Below are 17698 nucleotides of genomic sequence, written 5' to 3' on the forward strand. Positions count from 1 at the left end.
CGACATTCATCGACATTTACATAGGTTGATAATTTATAGTTTTTTACGAATTCGGCTAAGTTGGGTGGGCGTAATACCAAGGTGGGATGCAATATGGTACTGGGGAATACGTGATTCTAACTCAGGGTATTCAGCAAGAAAACGTAAATACCTCGATGTTGCATTCTCTTGCACTATCTCAATTTCTCGACGCTCTTTTTCTAGCAGCCAGTTCTTTTCCAAATACGCAATTTGAAAAAGCTTAAGATCCTCTTTTTCCAATAGTAATTGGCGAAACGCCGCAAATTCTATTTCAATTATTTGGCTTTTTTCAATCGCCTCAATGGCTAAAAAAGAAGGCGAAGAGGTTAATAAGGATGTCATCGACCCTGGGAACATACCTTCACAAAAGAAAATTTTATTATATTCATTGCCTTTATCGTCACAAATAAAGCATCGAAAAAGCCCCTGATATACATAAGAAAAAGAATTAGGAACATCACCCATTTTATAAAGGAATGAAAGTTTATCTAGCTCTCGATAATGACAAAACTGTTTAAGTTCATTCCAAGTGTCATCACTAATAACAGCATAAGACTCTAATGATTTACGCAATGCAATAAAAGCGTCCTGATGACTCAACATGATACTCATAATTCCTAAAACACTGTCCATGTAAAATAAACAGTCATTATACTTTTGCTTTATAGAACACTCACTCTACCACTCTTTCAAAACCTATAGAAAATAGATTTCGCATTTGTTTCTTATTGTTCGTTAGGAGCCATCATCTTTTGGCAGTACTGTATTCCTTAACAGGAAACATTATGTATCAAACTCCACTAAGGGAAAGACATGAGTAGTTTAAAAGCACAAACCGAAGCCAAAGTCGCCGAGACACGAAAAGCAAAGCCTGAATTTATGCAGAAGATTGATGACCTGATGGCTGAAGCAAAAGCTTTCCAACAGGGCGGTCAAGCTATAGCTATTGATCAAAATGCTCCAAATTTCACTTTGCCGAATGCCGAAAGGAAAGCCGTATCTTTAGCTGAACTTTTAGGGAAAGGTTCGGTTGTCGTGACATTCTATCGTGGTAGCTGGTGCCCATACTGCAACCTTCAGCTAAAAGCATTGCACAATCGTTTAAGTGAGATTCACGAACTAGGTGCTGAGCTTGTCGCTATTAGCCCTGAGGTACCAGATGATTCCCTAACTAAAACCGACATTGCCACAATGGGCTTTGAAGTACTTTCAGACCAAGGAGCCAGTGTTGCGTCTGAGTATGGTATCGCTTGGGAAGTGCCAGAAGTGCTACTAGAGCATATGAAGGTAGATAGAAACTTGGATCTTGCTGTAGTCAATAATGGCAACGGTACCATACTCCCCATACCTGCGACTTTTGTGATTAACCGTAAGGGAAAAGTGGTATGGCGCTATGTTGATGTGGACTATAGAACTCGTTCAGAACCCGAAGACATCATTAATGCGTTAAAAGCACTCGCGTAGCTCACGTGACTTCAAAAAATGAGATAGTTCTGCATGAACCAGCACTATCTCATTCCACTCTTTATTTAATTCTTGGGCATAACTTTCATTTTAAAGCCTACGTATACTAGTGCTGCACCCGCAATAATCATAGGTAGTGAAAGTAGTTGACCTTGAGTAAGCCAACCAAAAGCCAAGTAACCAATATGAGCATCAGGTTGCCTTACAAACTCAACTAATACTCGGAAAATACCGTAGCAAGCTAAAAACATTCCCGATACACAGTAGCGTGGTTTCGATTTCTGTGAGAAGAACCAAAGGATGGTGAAAAGCACCACACCTTCTAAAGCAAATTGATAAAGCTGTGATGGATGCCTAGCAAGCTGATATGGATCATTCGGGAAAACCATTGCCCAAGATACATCCGTTGGTTTACCCCATAATTCGCCACCGATAAAGTTACCAATGCGCCCTGCACCTAAGCCAACAGGAACGAAAGGCGCGAGAAAGTCCGTCACATCCACAAGGTGTTTGTTATAACGGCGAGCAAACAAATACATGGCGGCAATCACACCCAGCAAACCACCATGGAAAGACATGCCGCCTTCCCAAATTCTTACCATAATGACGGGGTTAGCGAGAAACTCTGAGAATTGATAGAAGAGCACATAACCGATACGCCCCCCAAGTACGACGCCCATGGCACCATAAAAAATAGCGTCACTGACCATTTCCGGCGTCCACAAACCATTGGATAGTTTTGCTCGATAAAGGCCTAATAAATACGCTCCGCCAAAACCAAGTAAATACATTATGCCGTACCAATGCACGGAAATTGGCCCCAAAGAAATCGCAATAGGATCAATATCTGGATAAGAAATCATATGAAAAAATAAACCTCAGAAGGTGCTTATTAGGTAGGAGTTACTCAATTGTGGTTTTACTTGGACGAATCAAACGTTCAACATTGGCTTCTCGCATCAATCGCGTCATAGTCTGTGTGACCGCTTCCGCATGCGGTAGTTCCATCACTTCGCTGAGCATATCTTGTGCCTGTGCCATAGTAATATTACGAATCACTGCTTTTACTTTGGGTAAGCTGGTGGCACTCATAGAAAGCACATCATAGCCCATCGCCATTAGTAATATGGCTGACATAGGATCACCCGCCATCTCACCACACACACTTAAGCCGACACCTTCATCGCGCACTTGATCAACAATGCTGTATAAAGCGCGTAATACCGCAGGATGATGAGAACTGTATAAACTCGCAACTCGAGGGTTATTCCGGTCAACGGCCAATAGGTATTGTGTTAAGTCATTACTACCAACCGATAAAAAGTCCACCAGCGACGCCAGCTCTTTGGCTTGGTACACAGCCGCAGGGACTTCTATCATCACCCCTACGCGAGGCATTTTGACGTTATAACCTTCTTCTTTCACTTCAGCGAAAGCACGACGAATTAATGCCAAAGCCTCTTCTACTTCTGCTGCATTCGAGATCATAGGCAACATGATCTTTAAGTTATGCAGATCAGCGCTGGCTTTTATCATGGCTCGAATTTGTGCCATAAAGATTTCTAGGTGATCCAAGGTGACTCGGATACCACGCCAACCTAAGAAAGGATTGGCTTCTTCAATGGGGAAGTAAGGTAGGGCTTTATCACCACCAATATCTAGCGTTCGCACTGTCACAGGAGCAGGAGCGAACCCCTCTAGCTGTAAGCGATAAATTTGTACCTGCTCTGCTTCGGTCGGGAATCGATCTCGAACCATGAAAGGTACTTCGGTTCGATACAAGCCTATGCCTTCTGCACCACGATCCAAGGAGCGACCAATATCGGCGGATAATCCCGTATTAACATACAGGTTCAAACGGTGGCCGTCTTTTGTCTCACAAGGTAGATCTTTTAAGGTTTCATATTGCTTCTCTAACTGGCGTTCTTCATTGACCACCTGTTGGAAGTTTTCTTTTAAATTATCAGATGGATAGGTAAATACCTGTCCTAGATAGCCATCAAGAATAAGCTCAACTTTATCTAACTGTGCATAGGGTAAGTCTAGTACTCCCATCACAGTCGGAATGCCCATAGCTCGGGCTAAAATCGCAACGTGAGAGTTACCTGAACCCTTAACCGAAACCAAGCCTTTGATATTATGGATTGGTATTTCACCCAACATTGAGGCTGTGAGTTCTTCGCCAATGATGATAGAAGGCTCACTAAAGCGCTCTTTGATTTTAGGACCTTTCTCTTGCAGGTGGGACAAGATACGACAACCAAGGTCTCGTAAATCTGTCGCCCGTTCACGCAAGTAGGAATCATCCATGGCATTAAATTGCTTAACATGGGCTTGTATGACTTGTCTTAACGCCCCTTGAGCCCATTGACCATCGTTAATTTTACGGACAATCTCACCAGCAATGGAATCGTCATCGAGTATTTTAAGATAGACGTCAAAAAGACCTTTTTCATCTTCAGAGACATGCTCGCTAATACGATCTGATGCTAAACGAATATCCGTACGTACGGCTTCCAGTGCTTGATAAAAATCACTGATCTCGGTCTCTGGAGTATCTGTTGTTCGATCAGGAATAACATTCAGATCTGCTGGAGGAAATACCACGACACCGCGACCAATCGCGACACCTGAGCTACCCGGAACCCCTTTGTAACGAACATCCGCCGCCATTTTCTCTTGATCAGCGCTGATACTATTAATCGCGCCTGTGGCTTCTGCGTGAGCAATAACTCCGGCTAATTGGGCGGATAAGGTAATCAGAAAAGCTTCTTCACCTTCATCAAAACGGCGTTGCTCTTCGTGCTGGACAACGAGCACCCCGAGTATTTGACGATGGTGGATTATAGGCACACCTAGGAAGGAGCGGAAACGTTCTTCCCCTGTCCCTTCTAGGTAACAATAGGATGGATGGGCTTGGGCATTTTCAAGGTTAACAGGCTCTGCTCTTCGACCAACAAGGCCGACAAGGCCTTCATCTTCTTTTAAGCTAACACTACCAGCTGCAGTGGAGTGAAGACCGCGGGTTGCCATCAGCACATATTCTGATGTCAGATTGTCGACCAAGTAAATAGAGCAGACTTCGGTTCGCATAGCACGACGTACACGACGCACAATAATGTCTAATGCCGCTGGCAATGACTGAGCGTCTGTTACTTCTTGTGTTATTTGTCTTAACAAACCTAGCATAAATACCCTATTCGCTTATTTCTCTAAGTGACTTGTCCCTTGCTTCTCCAATTGCCTGTGGGCAACCCTAGTTAACTCTTTCAACGCTCTTCTATAAACATCTTTTTTAAACGCGACAACTTGACCAAGTGGGTACCAATAACTCACCCAACGCCAGCCATCAAATTCAGGGCAATCTGTTCCATCAACACACACTGCCGCATCTGGGCAACGAATAGACAAAAGAAACCACTTTTGCTTTTGTCCAATGCATAACGGTTTACTGTTATGCCTCAACATGCGTTTCGGAAGACGATAACGCAACCAACCACTTGTTTTTCCTACGATTTCTACCTGTTCAGGTTCTAGCCCTACTTCTTCTTTGAGTTCTCGAAATAATGCTTCTTCAGGTGTTTCGTTGGGTTTAATTCCCCCTTGAGGAAATTGCCACGCGTTTTGTCCAACACGTCGCGCCCACAAAAGTTGGCCACGCTCATTCATCAGTATGATGCCCACATTCGGCCTATATCCGTCTGCATCAATCACGAGCTATCACCTTCTAATATAAGAATAAATTCCTTTCATTGTTCCATAATTCCCCCATTCACACAATTAAGACGGCTGTTATTTATTATTGCCAACGTTATACTTGCCATACATTGAAGAATTGAGGACAAACAGTGACTCTCGCAATATTTGATTTAGATGGTACTTTGCTAAGCGGTGACAGTGATTACACTTGGGGGCAGTTTCTTGTAGAGAAAGGTCTTGTAGACACACAAGTCTATAAAGAAGCCAATGATAAGTTCTTTTTACAATACCAAGCTGGCACCTTAGACATTCATGAATACCTTGCTTTCAGTCTCGCGCCTCTAAAAGCGTTTTCTCAAACAGAGCTAACGGAACTGCATAACAGCTTCATGGCTGAAAAAGTGCAACCTATGATGCTAGATAAAGCCGCTAAATTACTTCAGCACCACAAAGATCAAGGCCATTTCCTGTTGATGATCACAGCGACGAATCAATTCGTAACGGGACCCATTGGCGAACTATTAGGCATGGACCATATTATTGCCCCAGTCCCAGAAGTGGTTGAAGGCCGCTATACAGGCAAAGTTGTTGGTATCCCTAGCTTCCAAGAAGGTAAAGTGACTCGTCTTAATGATTGGCTAGCAGAGACTGGGCATTCAATGGAAGGCAGCTATTTCTATAGCGACTCTCGTAACGATCTGCCTCTTCTAGAATTGGTCACTCACCCAATCGCAGTAGATGCAGACGAGACCCTAACGAAAATTGCCCAAGAGCGAAATTGGCAACATATCTCATTACGAGATTAGATCTACTAGCCTTCCATTCGCCCAATAAAAAAGCGCGCTATATAAGCGCGCTTTTTTGTTCCAGCTCTGCTAAGCCTGAAAGAAAAGCTTACAGCCCCATATTATTATGAATGCGGTAAAACATAGCTTTTAAATATTCCGTTTCAGGAATCGCTGGATGTACTGGGTGATCTGGCGCTTGAGTACCACGGTAGATAAGCTGAGAAAAGCGCTCTAATTGACGACTATTACTACGGATAATATCGTGCAAACGAGACGTTTCTAGATGCATTGAACAAGAACCTGAAATTAGAATACCGCCTTTCGCTACTAGTCGCATCGCTAACTGGTTAACCCTATGATACGCCCCTTCACCTGCCTTAATATCTTTACGACGAGCTATAAACGCCGGAGGGTCCATGATCACAACATCAAAACGCTCTTGGTCTTCAATTAAAGATTGCATGGCTTCAAATGCATCACCGTGCATCAGGTTGGAATCACCTTCATATTGGTTTAACGATAAGTTGGCTTCAACATGACTAAGGGCACTTTCAGAAGCATCGATAAAGGTAACATCTGTTGCACCCGCTGACGCTGCCTGCACACCCCAACCACCAACATAAGAGAAAACATCTAGTACACGTTTACCACCACAAAAGCCCTGCATGGTCTTGCGGTTTTCTCTATGATCATAAAACCAGCCAGTTTTTTGCCCATCCCAAACTGGCGCTTGGAACAAGACATCGTTCTCTTGCAGGAAAACCACTTCAGGTACCGTACCAAAAGCTTCTTCAACATAGCTGTCTAAACCTTCAATTTGACGCATCTTGCCATCGTTTTTCATTAAGATGGCAGAGGGTTTAACGACATCTTGAAGTGCTTCTACGATTTCGTCTTTAATACGTTCCATGCCTGCGGTAGAAATTTGCACAACCAGAATGTCCGCAAAGCGATCGACGACTAAACCTGACAGCCCATCAGAATCACCAAACACCAAACGATAATATGGTGCAGGATAAGTCATATCTCGAAGTGAAAGCGCGATATTAAGACGGTGAACCAAAGTCGACTTATTTAAAACAGTGTCGGTGCTGCGGCTAATAAGGCGGCCACAAATAAGCGTGTTTGGATTAATTGTCGCGATACCCAAAGGTTTACCTTGAGCCGTTTCTACAACAACCTGATCCCCTGGAGAAAATTGCTTCAATGGGGTTTGAGAAGTATTTACTTCGTTACTATAAATCCATTGATGTCCCGCTCGAATACGGCGGTCAGCTTGACCTTTAAGTCGAATCACACTCACAATTTTCACCCAGTAAATTAAAAAAGCCTATTATAGTGAGTCTCATATCAATTACTATGTATTAGCTAACTCTTACGACACAAAATCATTGATTCTTTCTGGTAGGAATACATTAAGTAAAGGATAACCATGGCTTCCAGTTTTAATGAAAAAGATCTCAAAAAGATCCTTCAAGGAATAGTGATTCCACCTCAGCCACAAATATTAGTGGATATACAAATGGAACAAGTGATGCCAGACCCTGACATGGCATATATTGCATCCATCATTTCACAAGATGTTAGCCTCTCGGCGGCGGTTCTTAAATTTACCAACTCTTCTTACTTCAACCTGCCAGCAAAAATAACATCAATACAACAAGCTGTTATTCGCTTAGGTCCAGACAAAATAGCCAATATCATCAATGGTCTATTGATTAAAAGTGAGTTATCCGACGACTCCTTAAATTCATTGCATAGCTTCTGGGATACCGCTTCCGATGTCGCTCGAATCAGTGCAAGCATTGCAGACCAGCTTAATTTCAAGTTTAAAGACGAAAGCTATTCTTTAGGTTTATTCCACAATGCTGGCATTCCTTTAATGATGCAACGCTTTGATAATTATAAAGAAGTCTTGGAGCAAGGTTACCAAAGTTCAGGGTTCACCCTCACCGACCTTGAGAATAAGCACTTTAATACTAACCATTCTGTCATTGGTTATTACCTAGCGAAATCTTGGGGGATACCAAAAATAAATTGCTCCATCATATCCAACCACCACCGTATCGAAGAGCTCTTCAACCATCGCATTGCTGGAGATAATACTTACTTAACACTCGCTTCAATATTGAAGGTCTCTGAGCACATAGCCTCTGTTTTTAAACATTTAGGACGAGCGTCCAAAGACTATGAATGGGAAAAGATCAGTCACTATGTTCTAGATCATCTAGACCTATCGGAATACGATTTAGAAGGCATGATTGAAATTTGTCACGAGCAAGGATTGGGCGTCTTGTGACAATAGAGGCGAAACTAACGAGGAAATAACACTAGGTGATCAAGATTAACCGTTAAGCCAATGCTCTGCCCTACTTGATGATTATGATGAGAGGAGGCAAAGCAATATACTTTCTTACCCGAAGCCAGCTTCACTCTATACAGGAAATGTGATCCTCTAAACCACTTACTGACAATTTCACCTAAAAACTCACTGTCGTCATCATGCAAAATATCATCAGGGCGAACTAATAAGTCGACAGCTAGGTTATCTTCCAAGCCGTGGTTTAAATCTCCCTGTATTTCCCCTAAATCAGAGTGAACACAATTCACCCCACATACCGTACTCGGCAAGAAGTCACCATGACCAATAAACTCAGCAACAAAGCGTGTTTTCGATTGATGATAAATATCGTAAGGCTTGCCTGTTTGATGTATTTCACCCGCATCCATCACTGACACAATATCCGCCATGGCAAAGGCTTCCATCTGGTCATGGGTAACCAGTAGCGCACTCATGTTCTCATGCTTCAAAATGGCACGAATCTCAGGTACTAAATCTTCTCGTAATTTGGCATCTAAACCAGAGAAAGGCTCATCCATTAATAATAGTTTTGGCTTTGGAGCAATGGCGCGAGCAAGTGCCACTCGCTGCTGTTGACCACCAGAAAGCGAATGGGGATAGCGGGATTGAAAACCCGACAAGCCCACTAAATTCAATAAATAATCTACTCGCTCATCAGCTTCTTGCTTTGCCCAATCAGTCAATCCAAAAGCAACATTTTGCGCAATCGTCAAATGGGGGAATAAGGCTATATCTTGAAACACCATACCAATTTGGCGTTTCTCAGGGCTCAGTGTATGGTTTTCATCTGAGATGGTCTTGTTATTAACTTGGATGCTGCCGGAGATAAGGGGCTCAAAGCCTGCTATAGCGCGCAACAATGTCGATTTACCACAACCACTTGGTCCAAGTAAGCAGCCGATCTCACCTTCTCCAAGCTGAAAGGAGGCTTCTGTCACTATCGCCTTACCATCATAGCCAACGACAGCATTCTCGAGTACAAGCTCAGTAAGGGTTTCATTTGAAGGTGACAAACTCATATTTAATCCTACTTACTATGTTCCACGCGTGAAGAAATAGACCGACTCAATAAAATAACGGGAGCCAACCCCACCAGCACTATCATCAGAGAAGCCGGAGCCGCATCGATAAGTCTTTCATCGGATGCTAGCTCATAGGCTCTTACGGCTAAGGTATTAAAGTTAAACGGCCTTAGAACTAAAGTCGCTGGTAACTCTTTCAATACATCTACGAAAACAATTAATATGGCGGTAAGCACTGAACCTTTGAGTAAAGGTACATGTATCCGAGTAAGCACCTTACTAGGTGTCATTCCCAAAGAACGTCCTGCCATATCCATACTAGGTTTGATTTTACCTAGCCCGTCTTGTATCGCTCCTAAAGAAACCGCCATAAAACGGACGGTATAGGCAAACAATAGAGCAACTAGCGTGCCTGACAAAACTAGCCCGACTTTCTCGCCTGTGTAATATTTTACCAACTCAATGATTCTATGATCTAACCATGCCAGAGGCACGATAGTACCAATGGCAATAATAGTCCCGGGTAAGGTATAACCTAAGCCTGCAAGGCCAACTGAAGCGTTAATCATACGGCCTCTATGAAGGCGAACGGCATAGCTAAGAATAAGCGCTAGGGAAACTGCAATGAGAGCCGCTAACGCCGCTAAATAAAAGGAATTCCAAGCAAGCTGAATAAACTCCTCTCCGGGTAAATTCGCCTTAAAGGCTGCCCAATAGGCAAGGACGGCTACCGGCACAATAAAGCCAAGTAAAATAGGCAGCCAGCAAAAGACTGTTGTAAAGAAGGCACTGAGCCCTGTTAGAGGAATACGCCTACTACTCGCTTTTTTCAAACCCGAGGAATGATAGCGAATACGGTGTCGAGAATACCTTTCACACAAGATAAGAACAGAGACAAACAATAGCAGTACACCCGCCAGTTGAGAGGCTCCTGTCACATCACCAAAACCATAAAAAGTTCTGAGTATGCCAGTAGTAAAAGTATTCACACCAAAGTACTGAACTGTGCCGTAATCCGCTAGCGTTTCCATTAATACTAATGTGATGCCAGTAACTATTGCTGGACGGGCAAGAGGTAATGCCAGTTTAAAAAATGCCGCTTGTGATGAATAACCCAAAGTTCGGCTGACTTCTAAAGTATTCGCAGATTGCTCCAAAAAAGAAGCTCTACTCATCAAATACACATAGGGGTACAGCACCAATGTCAGCATAGCAATGGCACCACCTAAGGAACGAACTTCAAAGAACCAATATTGACCGTAGCGCCAGCCCGTAACATCCCTAATAAAAGTCTGCACAGGGCCTGCAAAGTCAAAAATCCCCGTATAGGTATAAGCAATAATATAAGCAGGCATCGCCATTGGCAGTAACAAAGCCCATGACAATAATTTACGACAAGGAAACTCGCACATGCTGGTTAACCAAGCGCATGGCACGCCAATAGCAAAAGCGCCAATAGCGACACCTAACATGAGAATTAGAGAATTCGATATGTAGTCAGATAACACAGTTCTATAGAGATGGTTCCATACTTCACCATCACCAATTAGAACATTGGTTAATACAACTAGAATAGGCAAAGACAAGGCCGCAGCAATTACTACTGCAGCCACCTTCAGCCAGTTAGATTTTGAACTCGTATGAGCGGAATCAAGCATTAAGGACAACGTCGCTTTCAGTAAAGAAGGCTACTTCCAGCCTCCGATATCCATTAGCTCAACCGCTTTTCTATTATTCTCACCTAGCTTACTAAGAGACAAGGTATCAGCACGGAACTCACCGAAAGGCTGAAGCATTTTTGGCACTTGTGCACCTTCGACTACTGGGTATTCGTTATTAACGTCGGCATACCAAGCTTGGGACTCATGATTAGTTAAGAACTCAATAACCAATTTAGCGTTTTCAATGTTAGTTGCTGCCGCAGTAATACCTGCACCACTTACATTCATGTGAGCGCCTCGCTCACCATCAGCTTGGTTTGGCCAAAAAAGTTTTACGCTTTCATACACTTTTCTATCGTCTGGATTGGCACTTTGACCAAGACGACCGTAATAGTAAGTATTTGCCAACGTCACATCACATACACCCGCTGCGACCGCTTTTAATAGATCCACATCGCCACCAAAAGGAGGGCGCGCTAGGTTAGATACCAAACCATTGATCCACAACTGTGTTTTCTCTCTGCCGCTGGCTTCAAGCATGGAAGCAACAAGAGACTGGTTATAAATATTAGCGGATGAACGTACGCAAATTCGACCTTGCCATTTAGGGTCAGCTAGGTCTTCATAAGTAGACAGTTCAGATGGAGAAACTGTTTCAGGGTTATAGAAAATCACTCGACCACGCTGGGATAAACCAAACCAATATTTGTCTGCATCTTGCAAGTGGCTCGGTATATTCGCCGCTAACACATCGCTTTCAAGAGGCTGCAAAACACCTGCAGCTTTGGCGCGATATAAACGACCAGCATCAACAGTGATAAACAAATCTGCAGGACTGGCACTGCCCTCTGCACGTAATCGACTCAAAAGAGCATCCGCAGACCCAGTAATCAGGTTAACTACCACGTCATGTTGCTCTGAAAAAGCATCTAACGCAGGGGCAATCAAGGCTTGCTTACGTGCAGAATAAATATTTACTTCACCTTGAGCTTGAGCATGATTTGCAAGCAGCAAAGAAGAGGCTAATGCCGCAAAACCAATACGGCCAAAAGTTACTCGTCTATCTAATTTGTTTATCAAGTTGCGTAATGTCACTGTTATAAAGCCTTCTATTTGGTGGATGAGTAGAAAAAAGAAAAGCGAGACAAAAATTAACACAGCATAATGTCAAACACTAGCAATTATCATTACTAGAAACTTTAACATTAAGATAAAAATTAATTATCTAGTCAATGGTAGTAAAGGCTCTTGTGTTGATCTCTACGAACACATAACTCAAACAAGAGCCTTACCTTGATTAATTAATCCAGTAACTGGTTTAACTCATCACCAATTGCTAGGGCATCGTCTAGCTCATAGACAATACCTTCTGATAGTCCAGCCGCCTTGGCAACGCTACGTGGAAAGCCTTCTCGAACTAGATCTGCTTCTCTATCATGACGAATACAAGCATTGATGTAACAAGCTAAGTTCAATACACAAGCCAATGGCTGTGGGTCATCATCTGCAAAAGGTCTTTGATGTTGCTGTACAGCATTGCCCAAGTTAGAAGGGAACTTCCATAAATCAGTGAGCGCCTTACCAACTTCTTGGGAGGTGAAGCCAAGTAGGTCTAGCTCAGCTTTTACTCGCCCAGCTTTACGCTCGGAGACCATAGTTTGAATTTGCTTCGCTGTTTCAGGCTCAGTCAAATGGATTAATAAGCGCCCAATGTTATGTACGATACCCGCAGTAAAAGCGTCATCTGGAGAAACGTCTTCTGATCGTTTCGCGAACCATTGTGCTAAACCAGCAACACGAAATGAATCAGACCAGAAAGCTTTTAGATCAATCCCTTCAACACTGTCTACAGAATTCGCAAAGCCTGATGCAATAACCAGTGTTTTAAGCTTATCCATTCCAAGTAAAACAGTCGCTTCCTCGATCGAAGAAATTTTTCTAGAAAGGCCAAAATAAGCAGAGTTAACAATACGCAAAACTTTTAAGGATATAGTTTGATCCTTCGTCACCTTCTCCGAGATTTCCTCGTATTTCGCATTAGGATCATTCAGGAGTTGAATCAATTCACGGACAACATCTGGAACATTAGGAAGCTTATCTGTTCTTTGAAGAATATCTTTGACCTGCATACAGCCGCACCTTTCTTTTGTTTATCGCTTTGTACTATTGAATATTAAAGTGTCTAAGTTACATTTTTGTAAATTAGACATGAAGTCGTAAAAGATTATGATAGCTTGTTTGCTGACACAAGAGTAAATCTTCACACCTTTGAAAAAGAGTTCAAGGAAGGTACGAATAAGCCTTCTGAACTTCAGTCTTATCAGAGGAATGATCTATCAAGACAAGAGTGAGCAGGAATGTTAATACCTTTCAATCACTCTTAACGCAGAGAGGTCATTCCTCTGAAAGACCCGAAGGGCGTGGTCTAAACACTTTTTATTCTTTGTTAAGCTTCTTGCCAATATGTTCAATATTGGACGGCGAAGCTTGCCTCGAATAAGCAAGAGTTATCCTCACGCTGAAGTCAGTGGGCTTGTTCGTACCTTCCTTACCCCCGCTGCACGGGCGATCATTTTTTTCTTTAATGATAACTGGCAATTAAACGCCTTCATCCCCGTATTTCTTAGCTGAACTAATAAGGGTTGCTGCGTTGTAAACAAGCGTTTAAAACCTTCCATGCCAGCTGCCATAGAAATGTTATCCAGCATACGGACTCTTTGATATCGTCTTAACACCCGACTATTACCGAGGCTCTCACCGCGTTTATGGGCTTTACTCAGTACCTCGACCAATGCCTGTACATCAGCAAAACCAAGGTTTGCCCCCTGCCCTGCTAACGGGTGTATGGTATGGGCGGCATCGCCAATGAGCGCAATACCAGACTGCACATATTCTTTGGCGTGCCTTTGACGAAGAGGTATTGCCTGCCTTGAACGGGTAATACTAAGCACTTCAAAGCGCTTATTAATGGCGTAATGCAAACGCTGACAAAACGCCTCATCGGATAATGTCGTAAGGCTTTTTGCTTCTTCTGGAGGAACACACCAGACAATAGAAACAAAGTGCCTATTGTCTACTTCTGGCAGGGGTAAGAAAGCCAAAACACCCTCTTCACCAAAACTCTGCCAAGCCGTGTGATTATGAGTTTGATCGATTTCAATCGTCGCAGCTATGGCAGTATGACCATAATCCCACTCTACTGTGGAAAAGCCATTTTCTGAACGCAGCTTTGAAGCAGCGCCGTCGGCCGCAACCAATACTTGGCTCTCAATACGCTCACCTGATAACAGTTCTGCTGTAGCACCGGACTCACTTAACTCATAGGAAGCTAAGCCATTATCAAGGTACAAGTCTATCGAGGAGTGAGTTTGAATTTGTGTCATCAGTTGCTGGCTAAGTACCGCGTTTTCAACTAAATCCCCCAACTCAGGCATGGCAGCAAAGCCCGCATTGAAGTCAATATAACCAGAACCTAAACCATCCCAGACGACAATATTATCGTAAGTCTCTACCCGCCCTTCAGGTAAATTATTCCAAACGTTAGCGGCCTGTAAAAGCGCCTTGGACTGACTAGAAATGGCGCTTACTCTTGCGTCATAAGCAGGTGGTGTAGATAGAGTATAGTCACCATTATGTTTGTCGATAAGGGCAACTCGTAAAGAAGAATTTGCCAGTAATATCGCCGATAATGAGCCAACCATTCCGGCACCCACTATGATTACATCGTACGATTTAGCCATTCAACTGTCTCCGCTACTGGTTAATCTTTTCGATTAATTGTTTTCCGCCATGAAGGCTTCGATCTCATCTATCTCTTTTGGCAAGCCGTGGGTCAATACATAAGGCCCTTCTGCTTTGATCAGGATATCATCTTCAATGCGAATACCTATGCCACGCCACTTTTCATCGACAGCTTGATTATCCGCAGCAATGTATAAGCCCGGCTCTAGGGTTAATACCATACCCTCTTCTAGTATTCTTGATGTCCCGTCTACTTTATAAGCACCACAGTCATGCACATCCAAACCTAACCAATGACCAGTATTATGCATATAAAAATCGCGGTAAGCATTGTCTTCGATCAGGGTATCCACATCACCTTCCAATAACTCAAGTTTAACCAAGCCTTGTGTTAAGGTTTTAACCGCAGTTTTATGGAACGCCTCATAAGGTGAGCCAACCGTTAACTCTTTCAAACCCGCATAGTAAGCATCTAGAACTAATTGATAGAGAGCCGCTTGAGGTTCGCTGAACTTACCATTGGCAGGAAAAGTACGAGTAATGTCGGCTGCATAACAACCCAATTCAGCGCCTGCATCAATAAGTACAAGGTCACCATTATCGATCTTTTCATCATTCTTTATATAGTGCAGTACACAGGCATTAGAACCCGAGGCGACAATATTGCTATACGCAGGCTGGCGAGCGCCAGACTTCATAAAGGTGTAATTAATTTCTGCCTCAAGCTGATATTCCATCATGTCAGGGCAAACAGACTTCATTGCTTGCTTATGAGCTTCTACACTAATTTGTGCCGCTTTCTCCATAATAGCAATTTCATGCTCATCCTTAACAAGGCGCATCTCAGCAACAAAATTCGCTAAGTTAATAAACTGAGTTGGAGCCACCGCACCCGCTCTTGCGCGTGACGCTAGCGTATCTCGCCAGCCCGCTATTTTTTCGCGCAGGCAAGCATCATCAAATAGATAAGCAATGTGTTCAACGCCGTCCATGCTTTCAACTAGAGTACAATCTAATTCACTTAGCACCGCTGCTTTCTCAGCACCAAAATGTTCGATAGCCCCTTCACTGCCGAAGCGAAAACCATCCCATAACTCTTTCTCTGGGTCTTTAGGCAAGGTGATTAGAGTTAAGTCGCCATTAGGATGAATAACGGCATAGGCGCTCGGTTCAGGGAAGCCAGTCAGATAGAAAAAACTACTGTGAGGGCGGAACTCATAATCGCAATCATTGTTTCTTGTCGACAATTCCCCCGTACGAATCACCACCGCACTATTGTCAGGCAAAGAGGCCATCAAGCGACGACGACGATCCGCATAAACATGAGCTGCTATCTGCATGGAAAATTTCTCCTAATGAAACAATAAAACGGCGTTAGCTAATTATCTTAATGCAATGGGGTTGTCTTAGTGTGATCAACGTCTGGATTAATGTCATGGTGCTCTGTGTACATCATCATGGCAGACACTCTAACGTACTCAACCAACTCCATTAAATCTTCTTCGTTTTCATTACTGTCTTCTAAGACACGCATTTCGGACTGCATACCAGAGATATTGGCAAAGTCCCTTAAGATCTGTTTGGTTTCTTCAGAAAGGTCATTCTTCTGACCAGACAAACCGTAACCCGCTAGAAAGCCATGCGCCCATTGCGACAAGGTTACGCCTCTGTCCGCTAGGTCTGCATCATCATCGGCCATACAAGGCACTAACGCATACTCACCATTTTGATAAAGGGTTAATGTGGCAGTATAAAGCTCTACGATAGCCGCTCGGCTCGCTTCTTCTTTCCAGCTTTCGATATCACAAAACTCCACCACCATAGCTAACCAATCTTCTAATGGTAAAGTAACACCTGACGCCAAATAACCGCATAGCTGACCATGTAACTCAGCAGGTGAAGCAGTAATTTCTTCGGTAACAAAAACGTCTGCGATCAAATCAAAATCCAGCGCATCTTTTAGCATGTCTGTCGACATAATATGACTACCTATTCTTATCCAATATATAAAAAAGAAGCCGCATACATTGATGCGGCTTTTCTAGAGATTAGCAAACTTTTTGCCTATCTTAATTCAGCCTAGATTAGCCCAGCTGTTTCAAACCAGATTCAAGTGTTTGTAGAATCAAAGTATTGATTGTCATTGGACCAACGCCACCCGGCACAGGTGTGTAAGCTGAGGCGCGTTCGGTCAGAGGAGCTAATTCGATATCACCTACACCACCTGGATGGTAACCAGCATCCACAACCACTGCGCCATCTTTAATCCACTCTGCTTTAATAAATTCTGGTTTACCTACAGCACCCACTACCACATCAGCTTGTTTAATTAGTTCAGCTAAGTTTTTAGTGCGAGAATGACAGATTGTCACTGTGGCATTGGCATTCAACATCATCATTGACATTGGCTTACCCAAAATTGGGCTACGGCCAACAACTACTGCATGCTTACCTTCAAGGTCAATATCGTAAGCTTCTAATAAACGCATGATGCCCGCTGGCGTTGCTGCACCGTAGGCTGGCTCTTGCATTGCCATACGGCCAAAACCAAGGCAAGTAACGCCATCTACGTCTTTATGGGCTGCAATAGCGTCAAAGCACAAACGCTCATCAATCTGCTCTGGCACAGGGTGTTGTAGCAAAATGCCATGTACATCTTGGTTATCATTCAAGTCTTGAATGGTTTTCAGCAATTCTTCTGTCGTCGTTGTATCTGGCAGTTCAATGGCCATTGAATCCATACCTACACGACGACAAGCATTACCTTTCATCTTTACGTACGTTGCTGATGCTGGATCAGCACCCACTAAAATAGTCGCTAATATAGGTGTGCAGCCAGTGCGTTCTTTAAGTTCCGCAACTTGTGCTTGTAGGCGAGTTTCAGTGTCTTTGGCGCAAAGTTTGCCATCAAGAACCAATGCAGTCATGAATGAGCTCCAA

Annotated in this window: 16 protein-coding genes; 3 read left to right on the plus strand and 13 right to left on the minus strand. The window is 43.3% G+C overall.

Going from position 1 to position 17698, the window contains the following annotated elements:
- Positions 1-33 precede the first annotated feature (33 nt).
- Positions 34-624: a Crp/Fnr family transcriptional regulator gene (locus tag OFY17_RS11160; protein WP_263530819.1), complete on the minus strand. Its 591-nt coding sequence runs from the start codon at positions 622-624 to the stop codon at positions 34-36.
- A 210-nt stretch (positions 625-834) separates the two neighbouring features.
- Between OFY17_RS11160 and OFY17_RS11165 the strand changes: the two genes are divergently transcribed.
- Positions 835-1485, plus strand: a complete 651-nt coding sequence (locus OFY17_RS11165) for a peroxiredoxin-like family protein (protein ID WP_263530820.1) — start codon at positions 835-837, stop codon at positions 1483-1485.
- 65 nt (positions 1486-1550) lie between these two features.
- On the opposite strand, the gene lgt is transcribed toward OFY17_RS11165, so the two are convergent.
- The 3 genes from lgt to OFY17_RS11180 are packed head-to-tail and all read right to left on the minus strand — an operon-like array spanning position 1551 to position 5199.
- Positions 1551-2348, minus strand: coding sequence for a prolipoprotein diacylglyceryl transferase (gene lgt / locus OFY17_RS11170; RefSeq protein WP_263530821.1), 798 nt, complete (start codon positions 2346-2348; stop codon positions 1551-1553).
- A gap of 40 nt (positions 2349-2388) precedes the next feature.
- On the minus strand, positions 2389-4674 hold the full coding sequence (ptsP, locus tag OFY17_RS11175; RefSeq protein WP_263530822.1) for a phosphoenolpyruvate--protein phosphotransferase: 2286 nt from the start codon (positions 4672-4674) through the stop codon (positions 2389-2391).
- A 15-nt stretch (positions 4675-4689) separates the two neighbouring features.
- On the minus strand, positions 4690-5199 hold the full coding sequence (locus OFY17_RS11180) for an RNA pyrophosphohydrolase (protein WP_263530823.1): 510 nt from the start codon (positions 5197-5199) through the stop codon (positions 4690-4692).
- Between the two features lie 134 nt (positions 5200-5333).
- Between OFY17_RS11180 and OFY17_RS11185 the strand changes: the two genes are divergently transcribed.
- Positions 5334-5990, plus strand: coding sequence for a histidinol-phosphatase (locus OFY17_RS11185; protein WP_263530824.1), 657 nt, complete (start codon positions 5334-5336; stop codon positions 5988-5990).
- Between the two features lie 88 nt (positions 5991-6078).
- On the opposite strand, the gene OFY17_RS11190 is transcribed toward OFY17_RS11185, so the two are convergent.
- Complete coding sequence (locus OFY17_RS11190; RefSeq protein ID WP_263530825.1) at positions 6079-7275, minus strand: class I SAM-dependent rRNA methyltransferase; 1197 nt, start codon at positions 7273-7275, stop codon at positions 6079-6081.
- A gap of 129 nt (positions 7276-7404) precedes the next feature.
- Between OFY17_RS11190 and OFY17_RS11195 the strand changes: the two genes are divergently transcribed.
- Complete coding sequence (locus OFY17_RS11195) at positions 7405-8271, plus strand: HDOD domain-containing protein (protein ID WP_263530826.1); 867 nt, start codon at positions 7405-7407, stop codon at positions 8269-8271.
- A 14-nt stretch (positions 8272-8285) separates the two neighbouring features.
- Here OFY17_RS11195 and OFY17_RS11200 read toward each other — a convergent pair whose 3' ends face one another.
- The 8 genes from OFY17_RS11200 to folD form a co-directional block, all read right to left on the minus strand.
- Positions 8286-9353, minus strand: coding sequence for an ABC transporter ATP-binding protein (locus tag OFY17_RS11200; RefSeq protein WP_263530827.1), 1068 nt, complete (start codon positions 9351-9353; stop codon positions 8286-8288).
- 8 nt (positions 9354-9361) lie between these two features.
- The gene (locus OFY17_RS11205; protein WP_263530828.1) at positions 9362-11014 is read right to left on the minus strand and encodes an ABC transporter permease; all 1653 of its coding nucleotides are present in this window, start codon (positions 11012-11014) and stop codon (positions 9362-9364) included.
- Positions 11015-11044: 30 nt separating this feature from the next.
- A complete protein-coding gene (locus OFY17_RS11210; protein WP_407659429.1) occupies positions 11045-12112 on the minus strand; it encodes a Fe(3+) ABC transporter substrate-binding protein in 1068 nt (355 codons plus the stop codon).
- Between the two features lie 206 nt (positions 12113-12318).
- The gene (locus OFY17_RS11215) at positions 12319-13146 is read right to left on the minus strand and encodes an HDOD domain-containing protein (protein ID WP_263530829.1); all 828 of its coding nucleotides are present in this window, start codon (positions 13144-13146) and stop codon (positions 12319-12321) included.
- A 384-nt stretch (positions 13147-13530) separates the two neighbouring features.
- The gene (locus OFY17_RS11220) at positions 13531-14757 is read right to left on the minus strand and encodes a UbiH/UbiF/VisC/COQ6 family ubiquinone biosynthesis hydroxylase (RefSeq protein WP_263530830.1); all 1227 of its coding nucleotides are present in this window, start codon (positions 14755-14757) and stop codon (positions 13531-13533) included.
- Between the two features lie 33 nt (positions 14758-14790).
- Positions 14791-16098 carry an aminopeptidase P N-terminal domain-containing protein gene (locus OFY17_RS11225; RefSeq protein WP_263530831.1) on the minus strand — a complete coding sequence of 436 codons (1308 nt, stop codon included), beginning with the start codon at positions 16096-16098 and terminating at the stop codon, positions 14791-14793.
- A gap of 47 nt (positions 16099-16145) precedes the next feature.
- Positions 16146-16736, minus strand: a complete 591-nt coding sequence (locus OFY17_RS11230) for a YecA family protein (protein ID WP_263530832.1) — start codon at positions 16734-16736, stop codon at positions 16146-16148.
- 106 nt (positions 16737-16842) lie between these two features.
- Positions 16843-17685 carry a bifunctional methylenetetrahydrofolate dehydrogenase/methenyltetrahydrofolate cyclohydrolase FolD gene (gene folD / locus OFY17_RS11235; protein ID WP_263530833.1) on the minus strand — a complete coding sequence of 281 codons (843 nt, stop codon included), beginning with the start codon at positions 17683-17685 and terminating at the stop codon, positions 16843-16845.
- Between the last annotated feature and the right edge of the window lie 13 nt (positions 17686-17698).

The sequence above is a fragment of the Marinomonas sargassi genome (assembly GCF_025716875.1).
Taxonomy (GTDB): domain Bacteria; phylum Pseudomonadota; class Gammaproteobacteria; order Pseudomonadales; family Marinomonadaceae; genus Marinomonas; species Marinomonas sargassi.

Bases quoted from the DNA above. Each gene is read 5' to 3' on its own strand.
- OFY17_RS11160 (WP_263530819.1), bottom strand. From the start codon at position 624: ATGTTGAGTCATCAGGACGCTTTTATTGCATTGCGTAAATCATTAGAG.
- OFY17_RS11165 (WP_263530820.1), top strand. From the start codon at position 835: ATGAGTAGTTTAAAAGCACAAACCGAAGCCAAAGTCGCCGAGACACGA.
- lgt (WP_263530821.1), bottom strand. From the start codon at position 2,348: ATGATTTCTTATCCAGATATTGATCCTATTGCGATTTCTTTGGGGCCA.
- ptsP (WP_263530822.1), bottom strand. From the start codon at position 4,674: ATGCTAGGTTTGTTAAGACAAATAACACAAGAAGTAACAGACGCTCAG.
- OFY17_RS11195 (WP_263530826.1), top strand. From the start codon at position 7,405: ATGGCTTCCAGTTTTAATGAAAAAGATCTCAAAAAGATCCTTCAAGGA.
- OFY17_RS11200 (WP_263530827.1), bottom strand. From the start codon at position 9,353: ATGAGTTTGTCACCTTCAAATGAAACCCTTACTGAGCTTGTACTCGAG.
- OFY17_RS11205 (WP_263530828.1), bottom strand. From the start codon at position 11,014: ATGCTTGATTCCGCTCATACGAGTTCAAAATCTAACTGGCTGAAGGTG.
- OFY17_RS11215 (WP_263530829.1), bottom strand. From the start codon at position 13,146: ATGCAGGTCAAAGATATTCTTCAAAGAACAGATAAGCTTCCTAATGTT.
- OFY17_RS11220 (WP_263530830.1), bottom strand. From the start codon at position 14,757: ATGGCTAAATCGTACGATGTAATCATAGTGGGTGCCGGAATGGTTGGC.
- OFY17_RS11225 (WP_263530831.1), bottom strand. From the start codon at position 16,098: ATGCAGATAGCAGCTCATGTTTATGCGGATCGTCGTCGTCGCTTGATG.
- OFY17_RS11230 (WP_263530832.1), bottom strand. From the start codon at position 16,736: ATGTCGACAGACATGCTAAAAGATGCGCTGGATTTTGATTTGATCGCA.
- folD (WP_263530833.1), bottom strand. From the start codon at position 17,685: ATGACTGCATTGGTTCTTGATGGCAAACTTTGCGCCAAAGACACTGAA.